Below are 21393 nucleotides of genomic sequence, written 5' to 3'. Positions count from 1 at the left end.
TCATCCGCCTTCCAGCCGCCGCGTCAGCGCCGCCGCCTCCGCGCGAAGCTCCTCGCCGAGCGCGGCAAGCCCGATGCGGCGCAGCTGTTCGCTGACCCCCACCATGACCACGGCATGGGAAACGCGGCCATGCGGCATTACCGGGGCGGCGACCACGGTGACGCCGGCGATGTAGCGCCCCTCGTCCACCGCGTAGCCCGCCTGCGCCGTGGCCGCGATGTCGGCCCGCCATTCCGCGAGGCTCGGCGGGTCCTCCCAGCGGAGTGCCGCGAAGCGGCGTTCCAGCACCGGCCAGGGATGGCCGCCGAAGGCCGCGATGCAGCGGCCGGTCGCGCTGATCAGCGCCGGGTAGCGGCTGCCGATGTCGACCTGCAGCCGCAGCGCCTGGCCGGGGCGCGAGATGGCCACCACCACGATGCGCTCCAGCCCCGCCACCTCCACCCCGATCGCGGTCGCGCCGTGGCGCGTGGCCAGCCGGTCCAGCACGGGCTGGGCCAGGTTGCCGAAGGCGTCGTGGCGCAGCATCGCCCGCGCCAGCGCCAGCACGCCGCCCGCCAGGCCGTAGCGCTTCGTCACCGGGTCGAAGGAGACGAGATCCTCCGCCGCGAGGGCACGGAGGATGTGCAGGCAGGTGCTGGGCACGAGGCCGAGCGCGCGGGCGATGGGCTGCACGCCGAGCGGCTCCGTGCTGCGGGCGAGCAGGCGGAGGATGGCGGCGGCGCGCGTGACCGCCGGCACCCCGCGGATCACCGCGCCGCCCCCCCGCGGGGCGGGCGGAAGGGCATCGGCGCGGGGTCGCGGCGCGGGCGGCATGTTGTCTCGATACAATAGGATATGCGCATTGACAACAGCATGGCCGAACGGCTCCACTTCCCGCCGCAGCACGCAGGGAGCGACGACGCCGGATGCCGAGGCTGACCGACAGCACGGGCTACGCCTTCGCCCAGGCGAATTTCGCGCCCGGGAAGCTGTGGGAGTTCTTCGACGGCGACCGCGCCGCGCTGAACATCGCGCATGAGTGCATCGACCGGCACGCGGCGGACCCCGCGCGCCTGGCCGTGCGCGTGGCCCATGCCGATGGCCGCGACGAGGCGCTGACCTTCCGCGCCCTGTCCGACTGGTCCGGCCGCGTGGCGCATTGGCTGGAACGCCGCGGCGTGATGCCCGGGGACCGCGTGGCGGTGATGCTCGACCCCTCCCTGCCCTTCTACGCCGCGATGTTCGGCGCGATGAAGCGCGGCGCCGTCGCGGTGCCGCTGTTCACCCTGTTCGGGCCGGAGGGCGTGCGGCTGCGCGCGGCCGATTGCACGCCGCGCGTGCTGCTGACCGGCGCCGACAAGGCCGCGGCCGCCGCCGGCATCCCGGGGGTGGAGGTGGTGGTGGCCGATGCGCGCTGGCTGGAGGAACTCTCCGCCCTGCCCGCCGAATGGCGCCCCGCGACACGCGCCGACGACATGGCGCTGTTCCAGTACACCTCCGGCACCACGCGCGAATTGCCGGCGGCGGTGAAGCACACGCACCGGTCGGTCGTGGTGCTGATGCTCGCCGCGCTGTACGGCACCGGCATCCGGCCGGGCGACGAGTTCTTCTGCCCCTCCTCCCCGGCCTGGGGGCACGGGCTGGCGCATGGCACGCTGGCGCCGCTCGCGCTCGGCGTCACCACCGGCACCTATGCCGGGCGCTTCGACCCGGTGCGGCTGATGCGGGCGCTGCAGGACTACGGCATCACCAACCTCTCCGCCGCCGCGACCCATTACCGGATGATGCGGACCTCCGGCGAGGCGTCGCGCTTCCGCTTCGCCATCCGCAAGCTGTCCTTCACCGGCGAGCCGATCGACGCGGAGACGCTGCGCTTCATCGACGCGACCTTCGGCGTGCCGGCCTGCTCGATGTACGGCACCACGGAGGTCGGCGTGGTGCTGGTGAACTACCCCGGCGCGGCCGACTTCGCGGTGAAGCCCGGCGCCCTCGGCAAGCCCGTGCCCGGGCTGCGGGTGGAGGTGCAGCGCCCCGACGGCACGCCGTGTGCGCCGGGCGAGACCGGGGAGATCAAGGTGCTGCGCCGCGGCGCCTGGGTGCCGACCAAGGATCTCGGCCGCATCGACGAGGACGGTTATTTCCACCATGCCGGCCGCGCCGACGACGTCATCATCTCCGCCGGCTGGACGATGAGCGCGGTGGAGATCGAGGACGTGCTGCTCCAGCACCCCGACGTGACGGAGGCCGCGGCCATCGGCGTGCCGGACGCCACGCGCGGACAGGTAGTGAAGGCCTTCGTCGTCAGCCGCCGCCCCGCCGGCGAGGACTTCGCGCGGGAATTGCAGGACTTCACCCGCAACCGCCTCAGCCAGCACGAATACCCCCGCCAGGTCGCCTTCGTGGCCGAGCTGCCGAAGACGCCCGCGGGCAAGGTCAACCGCAAGGCGCTGCGCCAGGCCGAGGCAGCGCGCGCCCGCCCCGCCACACCCGAAGGACACCCCGCATGAGCGAGACGACGACGCGGCTCTTCCCCCGGATCACCGAACAGGCGCTGGACGAGCTGCGCGCGCGCATCGGCGTGCGGATCGAGAACACGCAGGAACCCTGGTGCCACGAGGCGACGCGCGACAACATCCGCCACTACGCCCACGGCATCGGCGACGACAACCCGCTGTGGTGCGACCCGGCCTATGCCGCGAAGTCCGACCTGGGCGGCCTCGTCGCCCTGCCCTCCTTCCTGTTCTCCACCAGCCGCATCGTCTCCGGCTATGTCGGCGGCATCCCGGGCGTGCATGCCATGTGGGCCGGCGCGGACTGGACCTGGCACCGCTGGGTCCGCCGCAACGAGACGATCACCACCGAGGCCTGGCTGAAGGACCTGGTCGAGCACCGGACGAGCTTCGCCGGCCGCTCCATCCAGCAGGTCTACCATGTCCGCTTCTTCGGCGAGGGCGGCGACCTGGTGGCCGAGGCCGACAGCTGGTGCTTCCGCACGGATCGCGACGCGGCGCGGGAGGAAGGCACGAAGTACCGCGACCTGAAGCGGAAGCCTCCGCGCCGCTACACCGACGACGAGCTGGAGCGGATCTGGAGCCTCTACGCGCAGGAGAAGCCGCGCGGCGCGACCCCGCGCCACTTCGAGGATGTCGAGGTCGGCGACACGCTGCCCACCATGCCCAAGGGGCCGATGACCGTCACCGGCTTCATCGCCTATGCCCAGGGCTGGGGCGGGCTCTACATCCGCGCCAACCGCCTCGCCTGGAAGCAGGTGAAGGCGCATCCGGGGCTTGGCATCCGCAACCGCTTCAACATCCCCGACTGCCCCGAGCGCGTCCACTGGGAGCCGGAGATGGCGCTGATGGTCGGCGCCCCCGGCGCCTATGACTACGGCCCGGAACGCTGTTCCTGGCTGACCCACCACCTGACCGACTGGATGGGCGACAGCGGCTTCCTGGTGCGCGCGACGAGCAAGCTGCGCCGCCACAATCCGGAAGGCGACCTGCTGTTCATCGACGGCCGGGTGACCGCCAAGCGCGTGGAGGGCGGGCGCCACCTGGTGGACATCGCGCAGGAGGCGCGGAACCAGGATGGCGAGTTGTCGGTGGTCGGGACCGGAACGGTCGCGCTACCCTCGCGCGGCTGAACGACAAGACACGGAGGAAACGCAACATGCGGCGGAGAAGCCTGCTCGCCCTGCCAGTCGCGGCGCTGGCGTCGCCGGCCCTCGGGCAATCCTGGCCGGCGCGGCCGGTGCGGATCGTCGTGCCCTATCCCGCCGGCCAGGGCACCGACATCTTCGGCCGCCGCTTCGCCGATTTCTACGCGCGCCACTTCAGCCAGCCCTTCGTGGTGGAGAACCGCGCCGGCGCCGGCGGCAACGTGGGCACCGCCTTCGTCGCGCGGTCGGAGCCGGACGGCCACACGCTGCTCTGGGGCACCAACGCCACCCATGCGGCGAACGAGTTCATGTTCGCCTCGCTCGGCTTCGATCCCGTGCGCGACTTCGAACCGATCGCGGGCATCCTGCGGCTCGGCATGGTCGTCTTCACCGGGCCGCAGGCGGAACCGCAGACCCTGCCGCAGTTCCTCGCCACCGCGCGCGCCCGCCCCGGGCAGGTCTCGGTCGGCGTGCCCAGCACAACGGCCCGTGCCGCGCTGGAGATGCTGCGCCGCGCGGCCGGGGTTGAGCTGACGCCGGTGCCCTACAATGGCAGCGGCCAGGCGCTGACCGGCGCGCTGCGGGGCGACGTGCAGGCGGTGGTGGACACGCTCGCCTCCACCCTCGGCGCCATCCGCGGCAACCAGGTGCGCGCGCTCGGCGTCTCGCTCGGCCGGCGGTCGGAATCGCTGCCAGGGCTGCCCACCTTCCGCGAGCAGGGCGTGGATGTCGAGGTGGATGCCTGGAACGCCTTCTACGCCCCCCGCGGCACGCCGCGGGAGATCGTGCAGGCGCTCAACGCCGCGTCCAACGCCGCGCTCGCCGACCCGGCGCTGCGCGCGGCGGTGATCAATGGCGGCGCCGAGCCGATCGGCGGCACGCCCGAGGACCTGGCCGCGCTGATGCGGACCGACCGGGCGAAGTGGGAGCCGGTGATCCGCAGCCTCGGCATCACGGCGCAGTAGCGGCATGGACGATGCCGGCGCCTGGCCCGGCCCGCTGGCCGGGCTGCGCGTGCTCGACCTCACCCGCGTCCTCGCCGGGCCGCTGGCGACGCAGTTCCTGGGCGACCTCGGCGCCGAGGTCATCAAGGTGGAACCGCCCGGCACGGGGGACGAGACGCGCGGCTTCGCGCCCTTCGTCGGGGGGGAGAGCCACTATTTCGTCGGCCTCAACCGCGGCAAGCGCAGCCTGGTGCTGGACCTGCGCCAAGCCGAGGGCGCGGAGATCCTGCGACGGCTCGCCGCGACCGCGGATGTGCTGGTGGAGAACTTCCGCCCCGGCGTGATGGACCGCCTCGGCCTCGGCGCCGCGGCGCTGATGGGGGCGAATCCCCGCCTGATCTACTGCGCCATCTCCGGCTTCGGGCTGACCGGGCCTCTGCGCGACAAGCCGTCCTTCGACATCGTCACCCAGGCGCTGAGCGGCGTGCTGAGCGTCAACGGGCAGGAAGGCGCGGCGCCGGTGAAGATGGGCCTGCCGGTGGGCGACATGTCGGGCGGCATCTTCGGCGCCATCGGCATCCTCTCGGCCCTGCACGAGCGCCACGCCACGGGTCGGGGGCGGGTGGTGGATGTCAGCCTCTACGATGGCACCATGTCGCTGCTCGGCTACCTCGCGCAGCTCGCGCAGGTCACCGGGCGCGACCCCGCGCCGATGGGGTCGCGCCATCCCTCCGTCGTGCCCTATGACGGCTTCCCGGCGCGCGACGGCGTCATCGTCATCGCCTGCCTCGCCGACCGCTTCTGGCCGAAGCTCTGCGACGCGCTGGACTGCCCGGAGATGGGCGCCGACCCGCGCTTCGCTACCATGGCGCTGCGGCGGGAACACCGCGGCGAGATCGAGCCCCGCATCGCCGCCATCACCGCGACGCGCAGGGTCGCGGAGTGGGAGGAACGGCTGGCCGCGCATGACGTGCCGCACGCGCCCGTCCTCGGCGTCAACGCCGCGCTCGCCCATCCCCACGCCGCCGCGCGCGGCATGGTGGCGGAGGTGGAGCACCCGTCCGCCGGGACGCTGAAGCTGCTCGGCCGCCCCATCAAGTTCCCGGGCGAGGAACAATCGGCGCTGCGGCCGCCGCCGCTTCTCGGCCAGCACGGCGGCGAGGTGCTGCGCGAGCTTGGCTTCGACGATGCCGGGATCGCGGCGCTGCGCGCGAAGGGCGTGCTGGGCGGCTAGCGGCCTTCCCACCGCGCAGGGTGCCGCTAATCTTCCGGCATGCAGCCCCATCCGACCGCCGCCGCGCGCCTCGTCGAATTCCTCGCCGCCCAGGGCATCGACCGTGCCTTCTGCGTGCCGGGCGAAAGCTACCTCGCGCTGCTCGATGCGCTGCACCGGCACCCGACCATCGACCTCGTCACCGCACGGCAGGAGGGCGGGGCGGGCTTCATGGCGGTGGCGGATGCGCGACTGACGGGGCGGCCCGGCGTCGTGATGGTGTCGCGCGGGCCGGGCGCCTGCAACGCGGCGATCGCGGTTCACACGGCGGAACAGGATGCGGTGCCGCTGATCCTGCTGGTCGGGCAGGTGCCGCGCGCGTCGCTCCGGCGCAACGCCTTCCAGGAGATCGACTATGCCGTGATGTTCCGCGGCATCGCCAAGTGGATCGGCGAGGCGACGGAGCCCGGGCAGGTGCCGGAGATGATCGCGCGTGCCCATGCCATCGCCACCGGCGGCGTGCCCGGCCCGGTGGTGCTGAGCCTGCCGGAGGACGTGCTGGCCATGCCCTGCCCCGCGCCGGCGCCCCCTGCCACTCGGCCGCTTCCCGCGCCGCCGGCGCCCGCCGATGCCACGCGGCTCGCTGCCCTGTTGCGCGCCGCGCGGCGGCCGATCCTGCTCGCCGGGCACGGCTTCGAGGCCCCGGGCGGGCGCGCCGCCCTGCTCCGCTTCGCCGAGGCCTGGCGCCTGCCTGTCGCGGTCAGCTTCCGCCGGCAGGACCTGTTCCCGAACGACCACGCGCTCTACGCCGGCGACATGGGGCTGCGGAACCCCGACGCGCAGCGCGCGGCCTTCGCCGAGGCCGATCTCGTGCTCGCGCTCGGCACAAGGCTGACCGACATCACGACGCAGGGCTGGACCTGGCCGGCGCGCGGCCAGGCGCTGGTGCATGGCTGCGCCGATCCGCGCTTCCTCGGCTGGCAGTTCCCGGCCACGCTCGCCCTGCCCGCCGATGCGCTGGCCACCCTCGCCGCGCTCGATGCCGAGACGCCCTCCGCGCCGGCAGGGCGTGAGGAGTGGGTCGCCGCGCTGCGGGCGATCCACCTGGCGGATTGCGCCGTCGCGCCGGGTGACTGGCCGGACGGCGTCGCCTTCGCCGAGGTCGCGAAGCTGGTGGAGGGTGCGGCGGCGCCGGATGCGATCGTCACGCTCGATGCCGGCACCTTCGGCGCGCCCTTCTACCGCAAGGTCGCCTGGCGGCAGGGGCAGCGCCTGCTGGCGCCGATCTCGGGCGCGATGGGCTTCGGCATGCCGGCCGCCGTCGCGGCCGCGCTGCGCCATCCCGGGCGGCAGGTCATCTGCGCGGTGGGCGATGGCGGCGCGCTGATGACGGGCGGGGAATTCGCCGTCGCCATGGCCCGCGGCGCGGCGGTGAAGCTGCTGCTGTCGGACAACGGGTCCTACGGCTCCATCCGCATCCACCAGGAACGCGAGCATGGCGGCCGCGCCAGCGGCACCGACCTGGCGAACCCCGACTTCGCGGCCTGGGCCGGCGCCTTCGGCGCCCCGGTACTGCGGGTGGAGGGCCGCGCCGACCTGCCCGCCCTGGCCGCGGCGCTGCGCGCGCCCGGGCCGCTGGCTGCGGTGATCCGCACCTCGCTCCGCGCCGTGCTGCCGCGTCCCGGGCGCGGCTGACCGGCGCGCGGGCCGCCGCGCGTCAGTTCGCGCCGCGGATCGCGGCGCAGACGGCGTCCGTCACCTGCGCCGTGGTCGCGCTGCCGCCGAGGTCGGCGGTCAGCACGCCATCGGCGCAGACCCGCTCCACCGCCGCCATCAGCCGCGCCGCGGCCGCGGCCTCGCCCAGATGGTCCAGCATCATCGCGGCGGTCCAGAAGGTGGCCACCGGGTTCGCGACCCCCTTGCCGGCGATGTCGAAGGCCGATCCGTGGATCGGCTCGAACATCGAGGGGAAGCGGCGGGACGGGTCGAGATTGGCGGTCGGCGCCACGCCGAGCGAGCCCGCCACCGCGCCCGCAAGGTCGCTCAGGATGTCGGCGTGGAGATTGGTGGCCACCACCGTGTCGATGCTGGCCGGGCGGCGGACCATGCGCGCGGCCATGGCATCCACCAGCTCCTTCTCCCACGTCACCTGCGGCCAGTCGCGCGCGACCTCGGCCGCGATCTCGTCCCAGAACACCATCCCGTGCTTCTGCGCGTTGGACTTGGTCACCACGGTCAGCAGCCTGCGCGGGCGGGACGCGGCGATGCCGAAGGCGGTGCGCATGATGCGGGTGACGCCGGCGCGGGTGAAGATCGCGGTCTCGGTCGCGACTTCCTCCGGATGGCCGCGATGCGCGCGGCCGCCATGGCCGGCGTATTCGCCCTCGCTGTTCTCGCGCACGATCACCCAGTCGATGTCGCCGGGGTTCACGGCGCGCAGCGGGCTGGTCAGGCCGGGCAGGACGCGGGTCGGGCGGATGTTCGCATACTGGTCGAAGCCCTGGCAGATCCGCAGCCGCAGGCCCCACAGGGTGATGTCGTCCGGCAGGTGCTGGTCGCCGACGGCGCCGAAGAAGATCGCGTCGAAGCCCTTCAGCACGTCCAGGCCATCCTCCGCCATCATGCGGCCCGTCTCGCGGTAGTAGTCGCTGCCCCAGGGGAATTCCGTGACGTCGAGGCGGAAGTCGCCATCGCGCTCGGCCAGCGCCCGCAGGACCTGCAGCCCGGCCGGGATGACCTCCTTCCCGATGCCGTCGGCGGGAATCGCGGCGATGCGGTGGGTGCGCATGGGGGCTCCTGGGCGGTGCTGTGCCGCAGCCCGCATAGGGGGAAGCGGCGCCGCCGGCAATCTCGGCCCGTGGCGCCGCGCCGCCGCTACTGCGGCTCGATCCGCGCGTCGCGCACCACGCCGGTCCACTTCGCGAGATCGGACGCGATCTCCCGCGCGAAGGGCTCGGGGCCGCCGGGCACCACCGCCTCGATGTAGGTCTGGGCGAGCTTCGACGCCACCGCGGGGTCGCCCATCACCTGGCGCAGCGCGGCGTTCCACCAGGCCACCACCTCCGGCGCCGTGCCGGCCGGGCCGAGCAGCCCGGTCCAGGACATCGCCTCGAGCCCGGCGAGTTCCGCCACCCCGCTCTCCGCCATGCTCGGCGCGTCCGGCGCCAGCGGCGAACGCTGCCGCGCGACGACGCCGAGCAGCCGCGCGCGGCCGCCCTGGGCCTGCGGCAGGGCGGAGTTGAAGCCGTCGATCATCAGCTGCACGCGCCCGGCCGCGAGGTCGAGCAGCGCCGCCGAACTGCCGCGATAGGGCACCGATTCCACGCGCGCGCCCAGCGAATGGGCCAGCAGCTCCATCGCCAGGTGGCTCATCGTGCCCAGCCCCGGATTGGCGGCGGTGTAGAGCCCGGGCGGGGCGGCGCGCAGCAGCGCCGCGGCCTCGGCCATCGTGCGGGCGGGGAAGTCGGGCGCCACCACCAGCGCGAACCCGGTCCGCGCGAACAGCGCGATCGGCGCCAGGTCGCGGATCGGGTCATAGGGCAGGTTGCGGGTCAACGGCGGGTTGATGACCAGCGGCGACTGGGTGGTGACCAGCAGCGTCAGCCCGTCCGGCCGCGCGCCGCTGACCGCCTGCACGCCGAGCGCGCCGGAGGCCCCGGGCCGGTTCTCCACCACCAGCGTCGCGCCGAGGCGGCGCTGCAGCTCCTCCGCGACGAGGCGGGCGAGGATGTCGGAGGTGTTGCCCGGCGGGAAGGGCACCACCAGCCGCACCGGGCGCGACGGATAGGCCTGCGCCAGGGCCGGCAGCGGCAGCGCGGTCGCGGCGACGGCGGCAAGCAGGGCGCGACGTTGCGTGCGGAAGGCTTGGATCATGTCTCTCCCCCTCTCTCAGGCGGCCGCCATGGCATCCAGGCGGCGACGGAACATCGGGCCCCAGCCGCCCGCGCGCAGCATCTCGACCAGATGGGGCGCGAGCGGCGGAAAGGATGCCTCGGTGCCGCGCGCCAGGTTGCGGACGCGGGCGGCGACGAAATCCACCTCCACCGCCTCCCCGTCGGCGAACATGGCGCGGACGCCGGGGCAGCGCGGCAGCACCGGCAGCCCGGCGGCGAGCGCGTTGCGGAAGGACCCGATCGGGATGCTCTCCGCCACCAGGCCAACGCCGCAGCCCTTCAGCCCGATCATGCCCTGGATATGCGCGTTGCCCTGCGCGAAGCGGCGCCCGCCCACGACGATGTCGCCGGGCTGCGCGCGCTTCGGGAAGCCGGGGTCGAGGCCGGCGAAGACGTGGTCCTTCAGCACCTCGGGCCGCGTCTCGCGCTTCAGGGCCCATTCCAGGGCCATCAGGTCACCGTCGATGGCGACGTTGTCGGGATAGACCCAGGCGCGTCCGCGCAGGACCAGGTCGCTCATGCCGCATGCCTCCAGCCGGATTCCCGCAGCAGGGGGCGCGGATCGGCGATGGCGCCCGCGACGGCGGATGCCGCCACGGTCGCCGGCCCCGCGATGTGCAGCACCGCGTCATGCGCGCCGAGCCGCCCGGGTTCGTTGCGCGTGCCGGTGCCGATCGAGTGTTCGCCGGACGCGACGCCGCCGATCCGCCCACCCGCGCAGACGCCGCAGCCCGGCGCCGTCACCATCGCGCCGGCGCGCAGGAAGACCTCGACCAGCCCTTCGGCCGCCGCATCGGCCGCGACCTGCTGCGTCGCGGGCGTGACGATGAGGCGTACGCCCGGCGCCACCTGCCGGCCGCGCAGCAGGTTCGCCGCCACGCGCAGGTCGTCCAGCATCCCCGACGCGCAGGACCCGATGAAGGCGTGCTGGATCGGCCGGCCCGCCACCTCCGTCACGTCCACCGCGTTATCGGGGGTCGGCGGCAGCGCGACCTGCGGCGCGAGGGCGGAGAGGTCGAGCGTGACGCGCGCGCGATAGGTCGCGCCGGCATCGGGCAGCGCCGGGTGCATCGGCCGCTGCGCGCGGGCGCGGGCATAGTCCAGGCAGCGCGCATCCGGCTCCACCAGGGACGACACGGCGCCGAGCTCGACCGGGGTGTTGCAGAGCGTGTGGCGCGCATCCATCGGCAGCGCGGCAAGGCCCGGGCCGCCGTATTCCACCACCGCATCCTCGAACAGGGCGGCGTCGTGGCTGGCGATCAGCTTCTGCGCCGCGTCGCGCGCGAAGACGCCGAAGGGCAGCGCGCCGGCGAGCTCGACGCGCAGCGTCTCCGGCACCTGCAGCCAGACCGAGCCGCAGGCCAGCACCTCAGGCACCTCCGTCAGCACCGCGACGCCGAGCGCGCCGACCGCGCCGTAATTCGTCACATGCGGGTCATAGGCCAGGACGAACATGCCCGGCACCACGATCCCCTCCTCCACCGGGAACACATGGCCGAGGCCGCCGCGACCGGCATCGCGGTGCGCCACGCCGAAGCGTTGCGCGATGGCCCGCACCGCCTGCTGGCGCGCGAAGGCCTGTGGCGAGACGGCAAGCGGTTCGTGGTCCGTCACCAGCAGCACGCGGGCGGGGTCGTGCAGCCGCGTCACGCCGAATTCCTCCAGCGTGCGGAAGGCGTTCACGGTGTACCAGTCATGCACGGTGACCAGCTCGGCCTCCGGCATCACGATCTCGCCCGCCGCGACCGCCCGGCCGCAGACCCGCGACAGGATCGCCTCGGCCATGGTTTGCGCACGCTTCACTCCGCCGCCCTCCTCTCCCCACCGCACCAGCCGAGCGCGGCGGAGATCTCCGCCGCCGCGGCGCGCAGCGCCTCCTCCACCCTCGCTTCCCGCGGCGCATCGAAGCGCGCCAGCGGCACGCCGACCGACAGCCCCGCGCAGGGTCGCCCCGTGGCATCGAAGACGGGCAGCCCCATGGCCACGATGCCCGCCACCATCTCCTCCCGGCTCCAGGCGATGCCGCCGGCCGCAACCGCCGCCAGTTCCGCCCGCAGCGCCGCCGGATCGGTGACGGAATGCGGCGTCACCTGCCGCAGCGCGCCGGAGCCGAGCCAGGCCTCCCTCTCCTCGGCGGGCAGGAAGGCCATGATCGCCTTGCCGCCGGCCGAGGCGTTGATCGGCCCGCGCTGGCCGAGCTGGCGCGAATAGAGGATTGGCTGGTCGCAATTCTCCTTGCAGACCACCACCACCTCCGCCCCGTCGCGCAGCACCAGCGCCGCGGATTCGCCGCTGCGGAGCATGAGCGAGGCGACGACGGGCTGCGCGATGCGCGCCACGTCGGTCCGGCGCAGCAGCGTCCCCGCCAGGGTCAGCAGCGCGGGGCCGAGCCGGTAGCGGTCGGCCTCCACGGCAACATAGCCGCGCGCCTCCAGCGTCGCGAGCAGCTCCGTCATGCTGGATTTCGGCACCGCGAGGACGCGCGCGATCTCCCCATGCGCGAGGGGCTGCGGCCGGTCGGCCAGCAGTTCGAGCACGTCCAGGGCGCGGGTGGCGGACTTGACGGGGTGGGGCGGCACGGGGCTATTCCGAACTCCGTTCGGCATATCGAACTAGCCGCCCCGCCGCAAGACCCAACCACCCCGCCCGGAGGACCCGCCATGCCCGAGGACAGCCCGGCCGCCCGCCTTCTCCGCCTGATGGCCGTCCCCGCCCGGCCCGTGCTGGCGCCCGGCGTGTGGGATGGCCTGTCGGCACGGCTCGCGGTGCGGGCGGGGGCGGCGGCGCTGCACGCCTCGGGCGGGGCCATCGCGCGCGCGGCGGGGCAGCCCGACCTCGGCATCATCGGCCTGGCGGAGATGGAGGCCCGCATCGGCGAGATCGTGGAAGGCGCGGGCGGGGTTCCGGTGATCGCCGATGCCGATGCCGGCTATGGCGGGCCGCTGAACGTCGCCCATGCGGCGCGGCGCCTCGCGCGACTCGGCGTCGCGGCGCTGCACATCGAGGACCAGCCCTTCCCGAAGCGATGCGGGCTGCTGGACGGCGTGGGTGTGGTGGCGGCAGAGGAGATGCTGGCGCGGATGCGCGCCGCGCGCGCGGCCCTGCCGCCCGGCGGGCCGCTGCTGATCGCCCGCACCGATGCGCTGAAGGCCGAGGGGGAGGCCGCCGCGCTCGCCCGGATGCGCGCCTATCTCGCCGCCGGGGCCGAGATCGCCTTCGTGGAGGGGCTGGAGGATGCCGGGGCCATCGCCCGCGCCGCCGCCGCGCTGCACCCCGCGCCGCTGCTGTTCAACGCGAGCATGAGCGCGACCGGCCTGCCCCTGCCGCCCGAGCGCCTCGGCGCGCTCGGCGTCCGGATCATCATCTATCCGGGCGACGCGCAGCGCGCCGCAATCGCGGCCATGGCGCGCTGCTTCGCCACGGTGCTGGAGGCGGGAGACAGCCGGGCGATGGCCGCCGACCTCGCCCCCGCGAGCCTGCGCGACGGCGTGGTGGGCACCGGAGCGCTGATGGCGCAGGAAGCCGCCTGGCGGGGCGGCGCCTGACGCGCGGCTTCCCAGCCCCGGCCCGCCCGGCGAAGCTGCGCCCCGGCACAGGAGGACCAGCACCGATGACCGACGCCGCGACGCTCAGGACCCGCATCAAGGTCTGCATGTTCGACCAGTACGGCACGGTGGTGGACATGCAGGGCGGCCTGCGGGACGCCGCGGCGGGCTTCCTCGCCGCCAAGGGCTGGGCGGGCGACCCGAACGCCTTCGTCACCTGGTGGCGGCGGACGCATTTCGAGAACTCGATGATCGATGCGCTGCTGGGGCGGGACCACACCTCCTACCGCGAGATCGGCCACCTGTCGGTCCGCCACGTCCTGACCCGCGCGCGGATCGACCACACGGAGGAGGAGGTGCGCTGGCTGGTGTCCTGCATCGAGCGCCTGCGCTGCTTCCCCGAGGTGCCGGAGGCGCTGGCCCGCCTGCAGGCGCGCTACCGCATCGTCGTGCTGTCGAACGGCGACCCGGACATGCTGGAGGCGGCGAAGCCGCATCACGGCATCCCCTTCGACGCGGTGATCAGCGTGGCGGAAGCCAACGCCTTCAAGCCGCACCGCGCCACCTACGAGATGGCGGCGCGGAAGATGGGCGTGGCGATGGAGGAGGTGCTGTTCGTCGCCAACCACGAATTCGACTGCGTCGGCGCGAAGGCGGCGGGGATGCGCGCCGCCTTCATCGACCGCCGCCGCCGCCCCTTCGCGCGCTGGCCGCACCAGCCCGACCTGGTGCTGCCCAGCATGACGGCGCTCGCCGACGCGATGGGCTGAGCCGCGTCAGCCCCGCTTCAGCCGCGCCGCGACCGCCGCGCCCGCATCCCGCGTGCCGAGCCCGCCGCCGAGGTCGCGCGTGCTCTCGCCCGCGCCGATCGCGGCCGCCACCGCCTCCTCGATCGCCGCGCCCGCCTCGGCGAAGCGGGGCTCGCCCTTCCGCCGCCCGTGCCAGGACAGCAGCAGCGCGGTGGAGAGGATGAGCGAGACCGGGTTCGCGATGCCCTGCCCCGCGATGTCGGGGGCCGAGCCGTGCGCCGCCTGCGCCATGGCGCTGTCCGCCCCCGCGTTCAGCGACCCGCCGAGGCCGAGGCTGCCCGACATCTCCGCCGTCAGGTCCGACAGGATGTCGCCGAACATGTTGGTGGTGACGATGACGTCGAAGCGCGCCGGGTTGCGCACCACATGCGCCATCATCGCATCGACGATCACCTCGTCGAGCGTCACCTCGGGGAAGTCCCTGGCGACCTCGCGGCAGCAGTCGAGGAACATGCCGTCGCCCACGCTCAGCACATTCGCCTTGTGCACCGCCGTCACCTTCTTCCGGCGCCGCTGCGCCAGTTCGAAGGCCGCGCGCGCGATGCGCAGGCAGCAATGCCGCGTGATGCGCCGCATCGAGACGACGACGTCGGGCGTCACCAGGATCTCGGCATTGCCCTGTTCCATGTTGCGGTCGGCGTAGAAGCCTTCCGTGTTCTCGCGCACGACCACCAGATCGAACTGGCCGAGCCGCGCGGGCATCCCCGGATAGGTGCGCGCGGGACGGATGTTCGCGAACAGGTCGAGGCCCTTGCGGAAGAACTTCGACGGGCCGACCTGGCCGGGGTCCCCCGGCCTGTATTCCAGCGTCGAGGTCGGGCCGAGGATGAGGCCGTCAGCCGCCCGCACGCGGTCCAGCAGCGCGGGCTGGACGGTGGTGCCGTGGCGCCGGTGGCTCTCCAGCCCCACCACGTCGTGCTGCAGGTCGAGCCGCAGCTGGAAGGCCTGCGCGGCCGCTTCCAGCACGGCGACGGTCGCCTCCGTGATCTCCGGGCCGATCCCGTCGCCGGGCAGAACGATCAGTTGCATCCAGTCCGCTTCCTTCTTTCCTAGCTGTCCGTCCGCCCGGCACCGTCCGGCAGGCGGGGTCGTGCGCTAGACCTTGTGGCTTTCCAGCGTGCTCGGGTGGAACAGTTCCTCGGGGCTCAGCACGCGGCCCGACAGGCCCTGCGCGTGGTGGTGGCGCAGGAAATACTCGAAGACATGCCGGTTCGGCGCCAGCCCGTAGCTGAAGAAGTCCTCGCCCATCAGCTGCCGCGCGCGGCACAGGCTTTCCTCGACGAAGGGCAGCGTGACCTTGGTGGCGGAGGTATCGGCCAGCTTCTCCATCGCGCGGCGCTTCGATGCCTCGAACGCCTTCGTCACTGCGCCCGGCAGCCAGGGGTGGCGCTCCGCCAGGGACCTGCGGATGCCGAGCACATGCATCACGGGGAAGATGCGGGTCTTGCGGAACCAGGCCGTCGCTTCCGCCGTCGGGTCGTCGAACAGCCAGCGGATGGCGGGGTCGCCGCGTTCGAAGCAGGACGGCGCGCGCGGGCCCATCACGCCGTCCAGCTCGCCGGCGGCGAGCATGGCGGAGATGGTGGCGCCCGCCGGCGCATCCTCCACCCGCACGCCCTCGGGCAGCGTGACGGCCAGCTTCTCCACCCGGCCGGGGCTTTCGTAGCCGCCGCGCACCCAGGTGATGTCGCGCTGGTGGACGCCGTATTCCTCCTCGAGGATGGCGCGCGCCCAGACATTGGCGGTGAGCTGGTATTCCGGCATCCCGATGCGCTTGCCGCGCAGGTCCGCCGGCGTGCGGATGCCGCGGTCGGCGCGCACCACGATGCAGGTGTGGCGGAAGGCGCGGGACGGGAAGACGGGGACGGCGACATAGGGGCTGTCCCCGCGCGCCACGCGCAGCGCGTAGGAGGAGAGCGACAGCTCGCAGATGTCGAAGGCCTCGTGCCGCATGGCGCGGAAGAAGATCTCCTCCGGCTCGAGCAGCATGAACTGCGGGTCCACCGCGTCGATCCGCACCTCGCCCTGGACGAGCGGCATCATGCGGTCATACGGCCCGATCGCCACCGAAAGCTGCAGGCTGGACATGCGCGGTTCCCGGACTCGATTCTCCACGCGCAGCCTACACCTGCCCCCCGGCAGGCGGTATCACTCCGCGGCCCGCATCCCCGGCGCGCCGGCGAACCTCTCCCGCTCCAGCTCCGTGGTGCCGAGGCTGCGCCAGTCGGTCGTCTTCGGCACCACGCCCTCGAAGCTCGCGATGTCGCGCAGCGGCACGCGCGGCTCGGTGCGGCCAAGCGCGGGGGCGCCCTCGGCGAAGGCGCGCGCCGCCTCGATCATCAGGCGGCGCCACTGCACGATCGCGACATCGGACGCGCCGAGCCTTTCGGCGCTGCGGTCGGCGACCGGACCCATGCTCTCCCACATCGCCATGTCCTGCGCGGGGATGCCCTTGATGCCGGTGAAGTTGCCGGCCTTCATCCAGTTGCGGTCCTGGAGGTAGTCGTTCTCCCGCACGCGCAGGCGCCGCCAGCCGCGCGCGGGGTCCACGTCCACCCCCGGCGTCAGCGACAGGAAGCGCCGCCATTCCGCGGTGGAGGGCACGTCGGGCCCCTCGCCCCAGGCGATGAAGTGGAACATGCAGGTGGTGTCGTTCACCGGCACCGTCACCTGCGCCACGTTGTAGCTGGCATTGGGCGGGATCAGGCTGGTCAGGGGCGCGACGAAGGTGGTGATGCGGATGTAGTCGTGCGTCGCCGCGTTCTGGATCGGCCGGCGGATCGCGGCGTAGCGGAAGCCGTAGGAGGTCAGCTGCACCTGCAGCCGCGGCGCCTTGTCGGTGGAAGGGCGCGTCCAGGTCTTCGCATTGGCCCCCGCCCGGCCGACGCGCGCCGGCACCATGTCCGACGAATGCAGCGACGACGAATGCGCGCTGTCGATCTGCCCTTCCACCACCTGCGCCCAGTTGCAGTCCACCCGCGCGGTGCCGATGGACACCCGCGTGTCCGGCGACGGCGCGAAGGGCGGCGGCTCAAAGGCGGGCATCGCCGCGCGGTCGCCCATCCAGGCCCAGACGAAGCCGCCCGCCTCCTCGGTCGGGTAGGCGGTGTGGCGGAACTTCGCCGCGGCGCAGGCCTCGGCCGGCTCGGAGGGCATCTCCACCACCTGGCCGTCGGCATCCACCTTCCAGCCGTGATAGAGGCAGCGCAGCCCGCCATCCTCGTTCCGGCCATAGACCAGGCTGGCCTTGCGGTGCGGGCAGAATTCGCCGACCAGCCCGACCCGTCCCTCGGCGTCGCGCCAGGCGACCAGCTTCTCCCCCAGGACTTCCACGCGCACCGGCTTGCCCTCGGGCTCCTCCACCTCCTCCGAGAGGCAGACGGGGAGCCAGTGCTGGCGCATGAAGCGGCCCATCGGCGCCTCGCCCTCGACGCGGCACAGCAGGTCGTTCTCGGCACCGGTGAGCATGGCGTGTCCTCCCGCGTGGCGGCGCGATACTTAGATGGCTAAGATATGCCGGCGCTGCCCGGGGCTGTCCAGGGCATTGACCCGGGATGCTTAGCTTTCTAAGTACCAGCCTGCCACCAGGGGAACGCCGCGTGCCGGACGCCGAGGACTTCCACCCGCTGCGCGTCGCCGCCGCGCGGCGCATCGCGCTCGACATCCACCGCTTCGACCTCGTCCACCCCGACGGCGCGGCGCTGCCGCCCTTCACGGCCGGCGCGCATGTGAAGGTCCGCACCCCGAACGGGCTGGTGCGGCGCTACTCGCTCTGCTCCGACCCGGCGGACCTGTCCGCCTGCGCCATCGCGGTGAAGCGCGAGGAAGGCGGACAGGGCGGCTCCGTCGCGCTCTGCGACGGGCTGCGCGAGGGGGACCTGCTGCCCTGCACGGCGCCGCGGAACGACTTCCCGCTGAAGGGCCGCCCGGTCTCCCGCGTGTTCATCGCGGGCGGCATCGGCATCACCCCCATCATGTCGATGATCCGGGAACTGGAAGGCGGCGGCGGGCCGCCCTGGAAGCTGTGGTACCTCACCCGCAGCCCCGCCCATACGGCCTTCGCCGAGGAGCTGGCCGCATATCGGGGCAAGGTGGTGGTCCACCACGACGGCGGCGACCCGGACCGCGCCTTCGACCTGTGGCCGGTGCTGGAACAGCCGAAGGGGCGGCACCTGCATTGCTGCGGCCCGCGCGGGCTGATGCAGGCGGTGCGCGACATGACCGGCCACTGGCCCGCCTCCGCCGTGCATTTCGAGGATTTCGGCGGCGCCGCGAAGCCGCGGCCGGAGGACCTGCCCTTCCGCCTGCGGCTCGCGCGGTCCGGCGGCGGCGTCGATGTTCCGGCCGGCACCACCATGCTCGATGCGCTGCGCGCCGCGGGGCACGCGCCGGCCTCCTCCTGCGAGACCGGAACCTGCGGGACCTGCCGCACGGGCCTGCTCTCCGGCGCGGCGGACCATCGCGACCTCGTGCTGATGGAGCACGAGAAGGCCGGCTGGATCATGCCCTGCGTGTCCCGCGCCGCACCGGGCTGCGACGAGCTGGTGCTGGACCTCTAGCGATGCGCCGCCTCCGCCTCGGCGTCGCCGGGCTCGGCCGCGCCTTCATGCTGATGCTGCCGGCGCTCGCGCATCACCGCCGGGTGGAGCTGGTCGCCGCCTTCGACCCGCGGCGGGAGGCGCGGGACCGCTTCGTGCAGGATTTCGGCGGCACGGCGCATGAGGGGTTCGAGGCGCTCTGCGCCGATCCGGCGGTGGAGGCGATCTACCTCGCCACGCCGCATCAGTTCCATGCCGGGCAGGCGGTCGCCGCCGCGCGCCACGGCCGGCACGTCCTGTGCGAGAAGCCGATGGCGGTGACGCTGGAGGAGGCCAACGCCATGGTGGCCGCGGCGCGGGCGGCCGGGACGCGGCTGCTGGTCGGCCACAGCCATGGCCAGGACGGGCCGATCCTGCATGCGCGGCGCCTGATCGCTTCCGGCCGCTACGGCGCGGTGCGGATGGTGACGGCGCTGAACGCGACCGACTTCCTCTACCGCCCCCGCCGGCGCGAGGAGCTGGTGACCGCCGAGGGCGGCGGGGTGGTGTTCAGCCAGGGCGCGCACCAGCTCGACATCATCCGGCTGCTCGGCGGCGGGATGCTGCGGAGCCTGCGGGCGCAGGCGCTCGCCTGGGACCCGGCGCGGCCGACCGAGGGAGCCTACGCCGCCTTCCTGCAATTCGAATCGGGCGCCGCCGCGACCGCCACCTACAGCGGCCATGGCAGGTTCGATTCCGACGAGTTCCTCGGCTGGGTCGGGGAGCTGGGCGCGCGCAAGGACCCCGGCGCCTACGGCACCGCCCGCGCCGCCCTGTCCGGCGCCGCCACGCCGGAGGAGGAGGAGGCGCTGAAGCGCGGCCGCGCCTATGGCGCGCCCGGCTCCGCCCCCGGCCTGCCGCCGGCCGCGCCGCCCGCCTTCCACAACCAGTTCGGCTTCGTCCTCGCCAGCTGCGAGGGCGCGGACCTGCGCCCCACGGCCGAGGGCGTGGTGATCCATGCCGACGACCGCCGCTGGCTGGAGCCCACCCCCCTGCCCCCCCTGCCGCGGGCCGAGGTGCTGGACGAGTTCTGCGCCGCCGTGCTGGATGGCGCGGCGCCGACCCATGACGGCGCCTGGGGCCTTGCGACGCTGGAAGCCTGCCTCGCCCTGCTCCGCTCCTCGCGCGAGGGGCGGGAGGTCATGCTGCACCACCAGGTTGCGACGAGGGACTGACGCCATGGCGACGCTGCGGATCGAGCCGAGGCAGGACGCGGCCACCGGCCTGTTCTACCTCTCCGTCCACCTGCCGGCCGACAGCGCGGAGCCCTTCGTCACCACCGCCCCGCGCTACGCCTCCGCCGCGGCGGCGGAGCAGGATTTCATCGCCGGCATCACCGCCGCCGCGAACCGCCCGCGATGACCCGCCGGGCGGCGCCGCTGCCGCTGGAGGACAGCCTCGGCTTCCAGCTGCGCGACCTCAACCGTCTGATGCAGCGCGCGCTCGGGGCCCGGCTGCAGGCGCGCGGCGTGGCGCAGGGCGCCTGGTATTTCCTGCGCGTGTTGTGGGAGGAGGAAAGCCTGACGCAGCGCGAGCTCGCCACCCGCATCGGCATGCAGGAACCCACCGCGGTGATCGCGCTGCGCGGCATGGAGCGCGCCGGCTGGATCCGGCGCGACCGCAGCGCGGAGGACCGGCGCAAGGTGCATGTCAGCCTGACCGAGGCCGGCCGCGCGCTCCGCGAATCCCTGCTGCCGCAGGCAAGGGAGGTGATCGGCCTCGCGACCCGGGGCATGTCGGAGGAGGAGGTCGCGACGCTGCTGGCGCTCCTGCGGCGCGCGCGCCGCAATCTCGGCGAGGCCGGTTGAGCCTGCGCATCGGCCCCGCCGGGCCATGCGCGGCCGGGGCGGTGGAATCATGATTGGCGCGCAACGCCGGGGCGGGCATCATCGCCGCAACGTCCAGCAACCCAGGCGCCGCCCCGAGGAGGCCCGACCCCGCGCATGCCGAACGAAGCCGCGACCCGCGCGCAGCCGCAACCCGCGCCGCAGACCGGCCTGGCCGTGCGGCTGGCCGCGCGGGCCGGCGCCTTGGCCGGCCACACCTCCTCCCTCGCGCCCGGCTTCGTGCAGGGCAACCTGGCGATCCTGCCGGCAGAACTGGCGGCGGATTTCCTGCGCTTCTGCCAGCGCAACCCTAAGCCCTGCCCGGTGCTGGGCATCGCGGAGCCGGGCAGCCCGCACCTGCCGGAACTCGGCGCCGACCTCGACCTGCGGACCGACCTGCCGCGCTACCGCGTCTGGAGCCGGGGCGAACTGGTGGAGGAACCGGCCGATATCCGCCATCTCTGGCGCGACGATCTGGTGGCCTTCGTCATCGGCTGTTCCTTCACCTTCGAACATGCGCTGATCGAGGACGGCATCCCGCTGCGGCATGTGGAGCAGGGGCGCAACGTGGCGATGTGGCGCACCAGCATCGCCTGCGCCCCGGCCGGGCCCTTCGCCGGGCCGATGGTCGTCTCCATGCGGCCCTTCCGCCCCGCCGACGCCATCCGCGCCGTGCAGGTGACGAGCCGCTTTCCCGGCGTGCACGGCGCGCCCGTGCATCTCGGCCACCCGCACATGATCGGCATCGGGGACCTGTCGCGGCCCGACTACGGCGACGCGGTGGAGGTGCTGGCGGACGAGATCCCGGTCTTCTGGGCCTGCGGCGTCACGCCCCAGGCCGTCATCGCCGCGGCGAAGCCGGATTTCGCGATCACCCACGCGCCCGGCTGCATGCTGGTGACCGACCTCCGCAACAGCGCATTGGCGGTGCTGTAGCGGGCCGATTCCG

Annotated in this window: 21 protein-coding genes; 12 read left to right on the top strand and 9 right to left on the bottom strand. The window is 73.7% G+C overall.

Annotation, left to right across the window (positions count from 1 at the left end; translation table 11 throughout):
• Entirely contained in the window at positions 1 to 813 is an 813-nt protein-coding gene (locus ACK8OX_RS08480; protein WP_430663550.1) for an IclR family transcriptional regulator, read from the bottom strand.
• Between the two features lie 92 nt (positions 814 to 905).
• Here ACK8OX_RS08480 and ACK8OX_RS08475 point away from each other — a divergent pair, with 92 nt between their 5' ends.
• Genes ACK8OX_RS08475 through ACK8OX_RS08455 form a run of 5 tightly spaced genes read left to right on the top strand, consistent with a single transcriptional unit; the run spans position 906 to position 7489 of the window.
• A complete protein-coding gene (locus ACK8OX_RS08475) occupies positions 906 to 2486 on the top strand; it encodes an acyl-CoA synthetase (RefSeq protein WP_430663549.1) in 1581 nt (526 codons plus the stop codon).
• A complete protein-coding gene (locus ACK8OX_RS08470; RefSeq protein ID WP_430663548.1) occupies positions 2483 to 3622 on the top strand; it encodes an FAS1-like dehydratase domain-containing protein in 1140 nt (379 codons plus the stop codon). Before ACK8OX_RS08475 ends, ACK8OX_RS08470 begins: the two co-directional genes overlap by 4 nt.
• A gap of 26 nt (positions 3623 to 3648) precedes the next feature.
• Positions 3649 to 4602, top strand: coding sequence for a Bug family tripartite tricarboxylate transporter substrate binding protein (locus ACK8OX_RS08465; protein WP_430663546.1), 954 nt, complete (start codon positions 3649 to 3651; stop codon positions 4600 to 4602).
• A 4-nt stretch (positions 4603 to 4606) separates the two neighbouring features.
• On the top strand, positions 4607 to 5815 hold the full coding sequence (locus ACK8OX_RS08460) for a CaiB/BaiF CoA transferase family protein (protein WP_430663545.1): 1209 nt from the start codon (positions 4607 to 4609) through the stop codon (positions 5813 to 5815).
• Between the two features lie 39 nt (positions 5816 to 5854).
• Positions 5855 to 7489 (top strand): thiamine pyrophosphate-binding protein, encoded by a 1635-nt coding sequence (locus tag ACK8OX_RS08455; protein ID WP_430663544.1) that lies wholly within the window; start codon positions 5855 to 5857, stop codon positions 7487 to 7489.
• A 22-nt stretch (positions 7490 to 7511) separates the two neighbouring features.
• On the opposite strand, the gene ACK8OX_RS08450 is transcribed toward ACK8OX_RS08455, so the two are convergent.
• From ACK8OX_RS08450 to ACK8OX_RS08430, 5 genes are all read right to left on the bottom strand, one after another.
• Positions 7512 to 8582 (bottom strand): tartrate dehydrogenase, encoded by a 1071-nt coding sequence (locus tag ACK8OX_RS08450; protein ID WP_430663543.1) that lies wholly within the window; start codon positions 8580 to 8582, stop codon positions 7512 to 7514.
• An 86-nt stretch (positions 8583 to 8668) separates the two neighbouring features.
• A complete protein-coding gene (locus ACK8OX_RS08445; RefSeq protein ID WP_430663542.1) occupies positions 8669 to 9667 on the bottom strand; it encodes a Bug family tripartite tricarboxylate transporter substrate binding protein in 999 nt (332 codons plus the stop codon).
• Between the two features lie 15 nt (positions 9668 to 9682).
• Positions 9683 to 10207, bottom strand: a complete 525-nt coding sequence (locus ACK8OX_RS08440; protein ID WP_430663541.1) for a hypothetical protein — start codon at positions 10205 to 10207, stop codon at positions 9683 to 9685.
• Positions 10204 to 11490, bottom strand: coding sequence for a 3-isopropylmalate dehydratase large subunit (locus ACK8OX_RS08435; protein ID WP_430663540.1), 1287 nt, complete (start codon positions 11488 to 11490; stop codon positions 10204 to 10206). The genes ACK8OX_RS08440 and ACK8OX_RS08435 overlap by 4 nt, the downstream gene beginning before the upstream one ends.
• The gene (locus ACK8OX_RS08430) at positions 11487 to 12266 is read right to left on the bottom strand and encodes an IclR family transcriptional regulator (protein WP_430663538.1); all 780 of its coding nucleotides are present in this window, start codon (positions 12264 to 12266) and stop codon (positions 11487 to 11489) included. Before ACK8OX_RS08430 ends, ACK8OX_RS08435 begins: the two co-directional genes overlap by 4 nt.
• An 81-nt stretch (positions 12267 to 12347) precedes the next feature.
• On the opposite strand from ACK8OX_RS08430, the gene ACK8OX_RS08425 reads away from it, so the two are divergent.
• Both ACK8OX_RS08425 and ACK8OX_RS08420 read left to right on the top strand, forming a co-directional pair.
• Positions 12348 to 13232, top strand: coding sequence for an isocitrate lyase/PEP mutase family protein (locus ACK8OX_RS08425; protein WP_430663537.1), 885 nt, complete (start codon positions 12348 to 12350; stop codon positions 13230 to 13232).
• Between the two features lie 65 nt (positions 13233 to 13297).
• Complete coding sequence (locus ACK8OX_RS08420) at positions 13298 to 14002, top strand: haloacid dehalogenase type II (protein WP_430663536.1); 705 nt, start codon at positions 13298 to 13300, stop codon at positions 14000 to 14002.
• Positions 14003 to 14008: 6 nt separating this feature from the next.
• Here the strand turns inward: ACK8OX_RS08420 and ACK8OX_RS08415 are convergent, their stop codons facing one another.
• The 3 genes from ACK8OX_RS08415 to ACK8OX_RS08405 form a co-directional block, all read right to left on the bottom strand.
• On the bottom strand, positions 14009 to 15070 hold the full coding sequence (locus ACK8OX_RS08415) for an isocitrate/isopropylmalate dehydrogenase family protein (protein WP_430663535.1): 1062 nt from the start codon (positions 15068 to 15070) through the stop codon (positions 14009 to 14011).
• 66 nt (positions 15071 to 15136) lie between these two features.
• The gene (locus ACK8OX_RS08410; RefSeq protein WP_430663534.1) at positions 15137 to 16129 is read right to left on the bottom strand and encodes a PhnD/SsuA/transferrin family substrate-binding protein; all 993 of its coding nucleotides are present in this window, start codon (positions 16127 to 16129) and stop codon (positions 15137 to 15139) included.
• 60 nt (positions 16130 to 16189) lie between these two features.
• The gene (locus tag ACK8OX_RS08405) at positions 16190 to 17509 is read right to left on the bottom strand and encodes a Rieske 2Fe-2S domain-containing protein (RefSeq protein WP_430663533.1); all 1320 of its coding nucleotides are present in this window, start codon (positions 17507 to 17509) and stop codon (positions 16190 to 16192) included.
• Between the two features lie 131 nt (positions 17510 to 17640).
• Between ACK8OX_RS08405 and ACK8OX_RS08400 the strand changes: the two genes are divergently transcribed.
• From ACK8OX_RS08400 to ACK8OX_RS08380, 5 genes are all read left to right on the top strand, one after another.
• The gene (locus tag ACK8OX_RS08400; RefSeq protein ID WP_430663532.1) at positions 17641 to 18600 is read left to right on the top strand and encodes a PDR/VanB family oxidoreductase; all 960 of its coding nucleotides are present in this window, start codon (positions 17641 to 17643) and stop codon (positions 18598 to 18600) included.
• Positions 18601 to 18602: 2 nt separating this feature from the next.
• Positions 18603 to 19793 carry a Gfo/Idh/MocA family oxidoreductase gene (locus tag ACK8OX_RS08395; RefSeq protein ID WP_430663531.1) on the top strand — a complete coding sequence of 397 codons (1191 nt, stop codon included), beginning with the start codon at positions 18603 to 18605 and terminating at the stop codon, positions 19791 to 19793.
• Positions 19794 to 19797: 4 nt separating this feature from the next.
• Complete coding sequence (locus ACK8OX_RS08390; RefSeq protein ID WP_430663530.1) at positions 19798 to 19980, top strand: hypothetical protein; 183 nt, start codon at positions 19798 to 19800, stop codon at positions 19978 to 19980.
• On the top strand, positions 19977 to 20426 hold the full coding sequence (locus ACK8OX_RS08385; RefSeq protein WP_430663529.1) for a MarR family winged helix-turn-helix transcriptional regulator: 450 nt from the start codon (positions 19977 to 19979) through the stop codon (positions 20424 to 20426). Before ACK8OX_RS08390 ends, ACK8OX_RS08385 begins: the two co-directional genes overlap by 4 nt.
• A 135-nt stretch (positions 20427 to 20561) precedes the next feature.
• Positions 20562 to 21380, top strand: coding sequence for a putative hydro-lyase (locus ACK8OX_RS08380; RefSeq protein ID WP_430663528.1), 819 nt, complete (start codon positions 20562 to 20564; stop codon positions 21378 to 21380).
• The last annotated feature ends 13 nt before the right edge of the window (positions 21381 to 21393 follow it).

This window comes from Falsiroseomonas sp. CW058 (assembly GCF_050563535.1).
GTDB lineage: Bacteria > Pseudomonadota > Alphaproteobacteria > Acetobacterales > Acetobacteraceae > Falsiroseomonas.
Note: the sequence above shows the minus strand (reverse complement) of the source record. Positions and strands in the feature narration are given on the sequence as shown.

Bases quoted from the DNA above. Each gene is read 5' to 3' on its own strand.
- ACK8OX_RS08405 (WP_430663533.1), bottom strand. From the start codon at position 17,509: ATGCTCACCGGTGCCGAGAACGACCTGCTGTGCCGCGTCGAGGGCGAG.
- ACK8OX_RS08440 (WP_430663541.1), bottom strand. From the start codon at position 10,207: ATGAGCGACCTGGTCCTGCGCGGACGCGCCTGGGTCTATCCCGACAAC.
- ACK8OX_RS08410 (WP_430663534.1), bottom strand. From the start codon at position 16,129: ATGTCCAGCCTGCAGCTTTCGGTGGCGATCGGGCCGTATGACCGCATG.
- ACK8OX_RS08390 (WP_430663530.1), top strand. From the start codon at position 19,798: ATGGCGACGCTGCGGATCGAGCCGAGGCAGGACGCGGCCACCGGCCTG.
- ACK8OX_RS08450 (WP_430663543.1), bottom strand. From the start codon at position 8,582: ATGCGCACCCACCGCATCGCCGCGATTCCCGCCGACGGCATCGGGAAG.
- ACK8OX_RS08460 (WP_430663545.1), top strand. From the start codon at position 4,607: ATGGACGATGCCGGCGCCTGGCCCGGCCCGCTGGCCGGGCTGCGCGTG.
- ACK8OX_RS08445 (WP_430663542.1), bottom strand. From the start codon at position 9,667: ATGATCCAAGCCTTCCGCACGCAACGTCGCGCCCTGCTTGCCGCCGTC.
- ACK8OX_RS08480 (WP_430663550.1), bottom strand. From the start codon at position 813: ATGCCGCCCGCGCCGCGACCCCGCGCCGATGCCCTTCCGCCCGCCCCG.
- ACK8OX_RS08395 (WP_430663531.1), top strand. From the start codon at position 18,603: ATGCGCCGCCTCCGCCTCGGCGTCGCCGGGCTCGGCCGCGCCTTCATG.
- ACK8OX_RS08420 (WP_430663536.1), top strand. From the start codon at position 13,298: ATGACCGACGCCGCGACGCTCAGGACCCGCATCAAGGTCTGCATGTTC.
- ACK8OX_RS08425 (WP_430663537.1), top strand. From the start codon at position 12,348: ATGCCCGAGGACAGCCCGGCCGCCCGCCTTCTCCGCCTGATGGCCGTC.
- ACK8OX_RS08385 (WP_430663529.1), top strand. From the start codon at position 19,977: ATGACCCGCCGGGCGGCGCCGCTGCCGCTGGAGGACAGCCTCGGCTTC.
- ACK8OX_RS08415 (WP_430663535.1), bottom strand. From the start codon at position 15,070: ATGCAACTGATCGTTCTGCCCGGCGACGGGATCGGCCCGGAGATCACG.
- ACK8OX_RS08475 (WP_430663549.1), top strand. From the start codon at position 906: ATGCCGAGGCTGACCGACAGCACGGGCTACGCCTTCGCCCAGGCGAAT.
- ACK8OX_RS08470 (WP_430663548.1), top strand. From the start codon at position 2,483: ATGAGCGAGACGACGACGCGGCTCTTCCCCCGGATCACCGAACAGGCG.
- ACK8OX_RS08465 (WP_430663546.1), top strand. From the start codon at position 3,649: ATGCGGCGGAGAAGCCTGCTCGCCCTGCCAGTCGCGGCGCTGGCGTCG.
- ACK8OX_RS08380 (WP_430663528.1), top strand. From the start codon at position 20,562: ATGCCGAACGAAGCCGCGACCCGCGCGCAGCCGCAACCCGCGCCGCAG.
- ACK8OX_RS08455 (WP_430663544.1), top strand. From the start codon at position 5,855: ATGCAGCCCCATCCGACCGCCGCCGCGCGCCTCGTCGAATTCCTCGCC.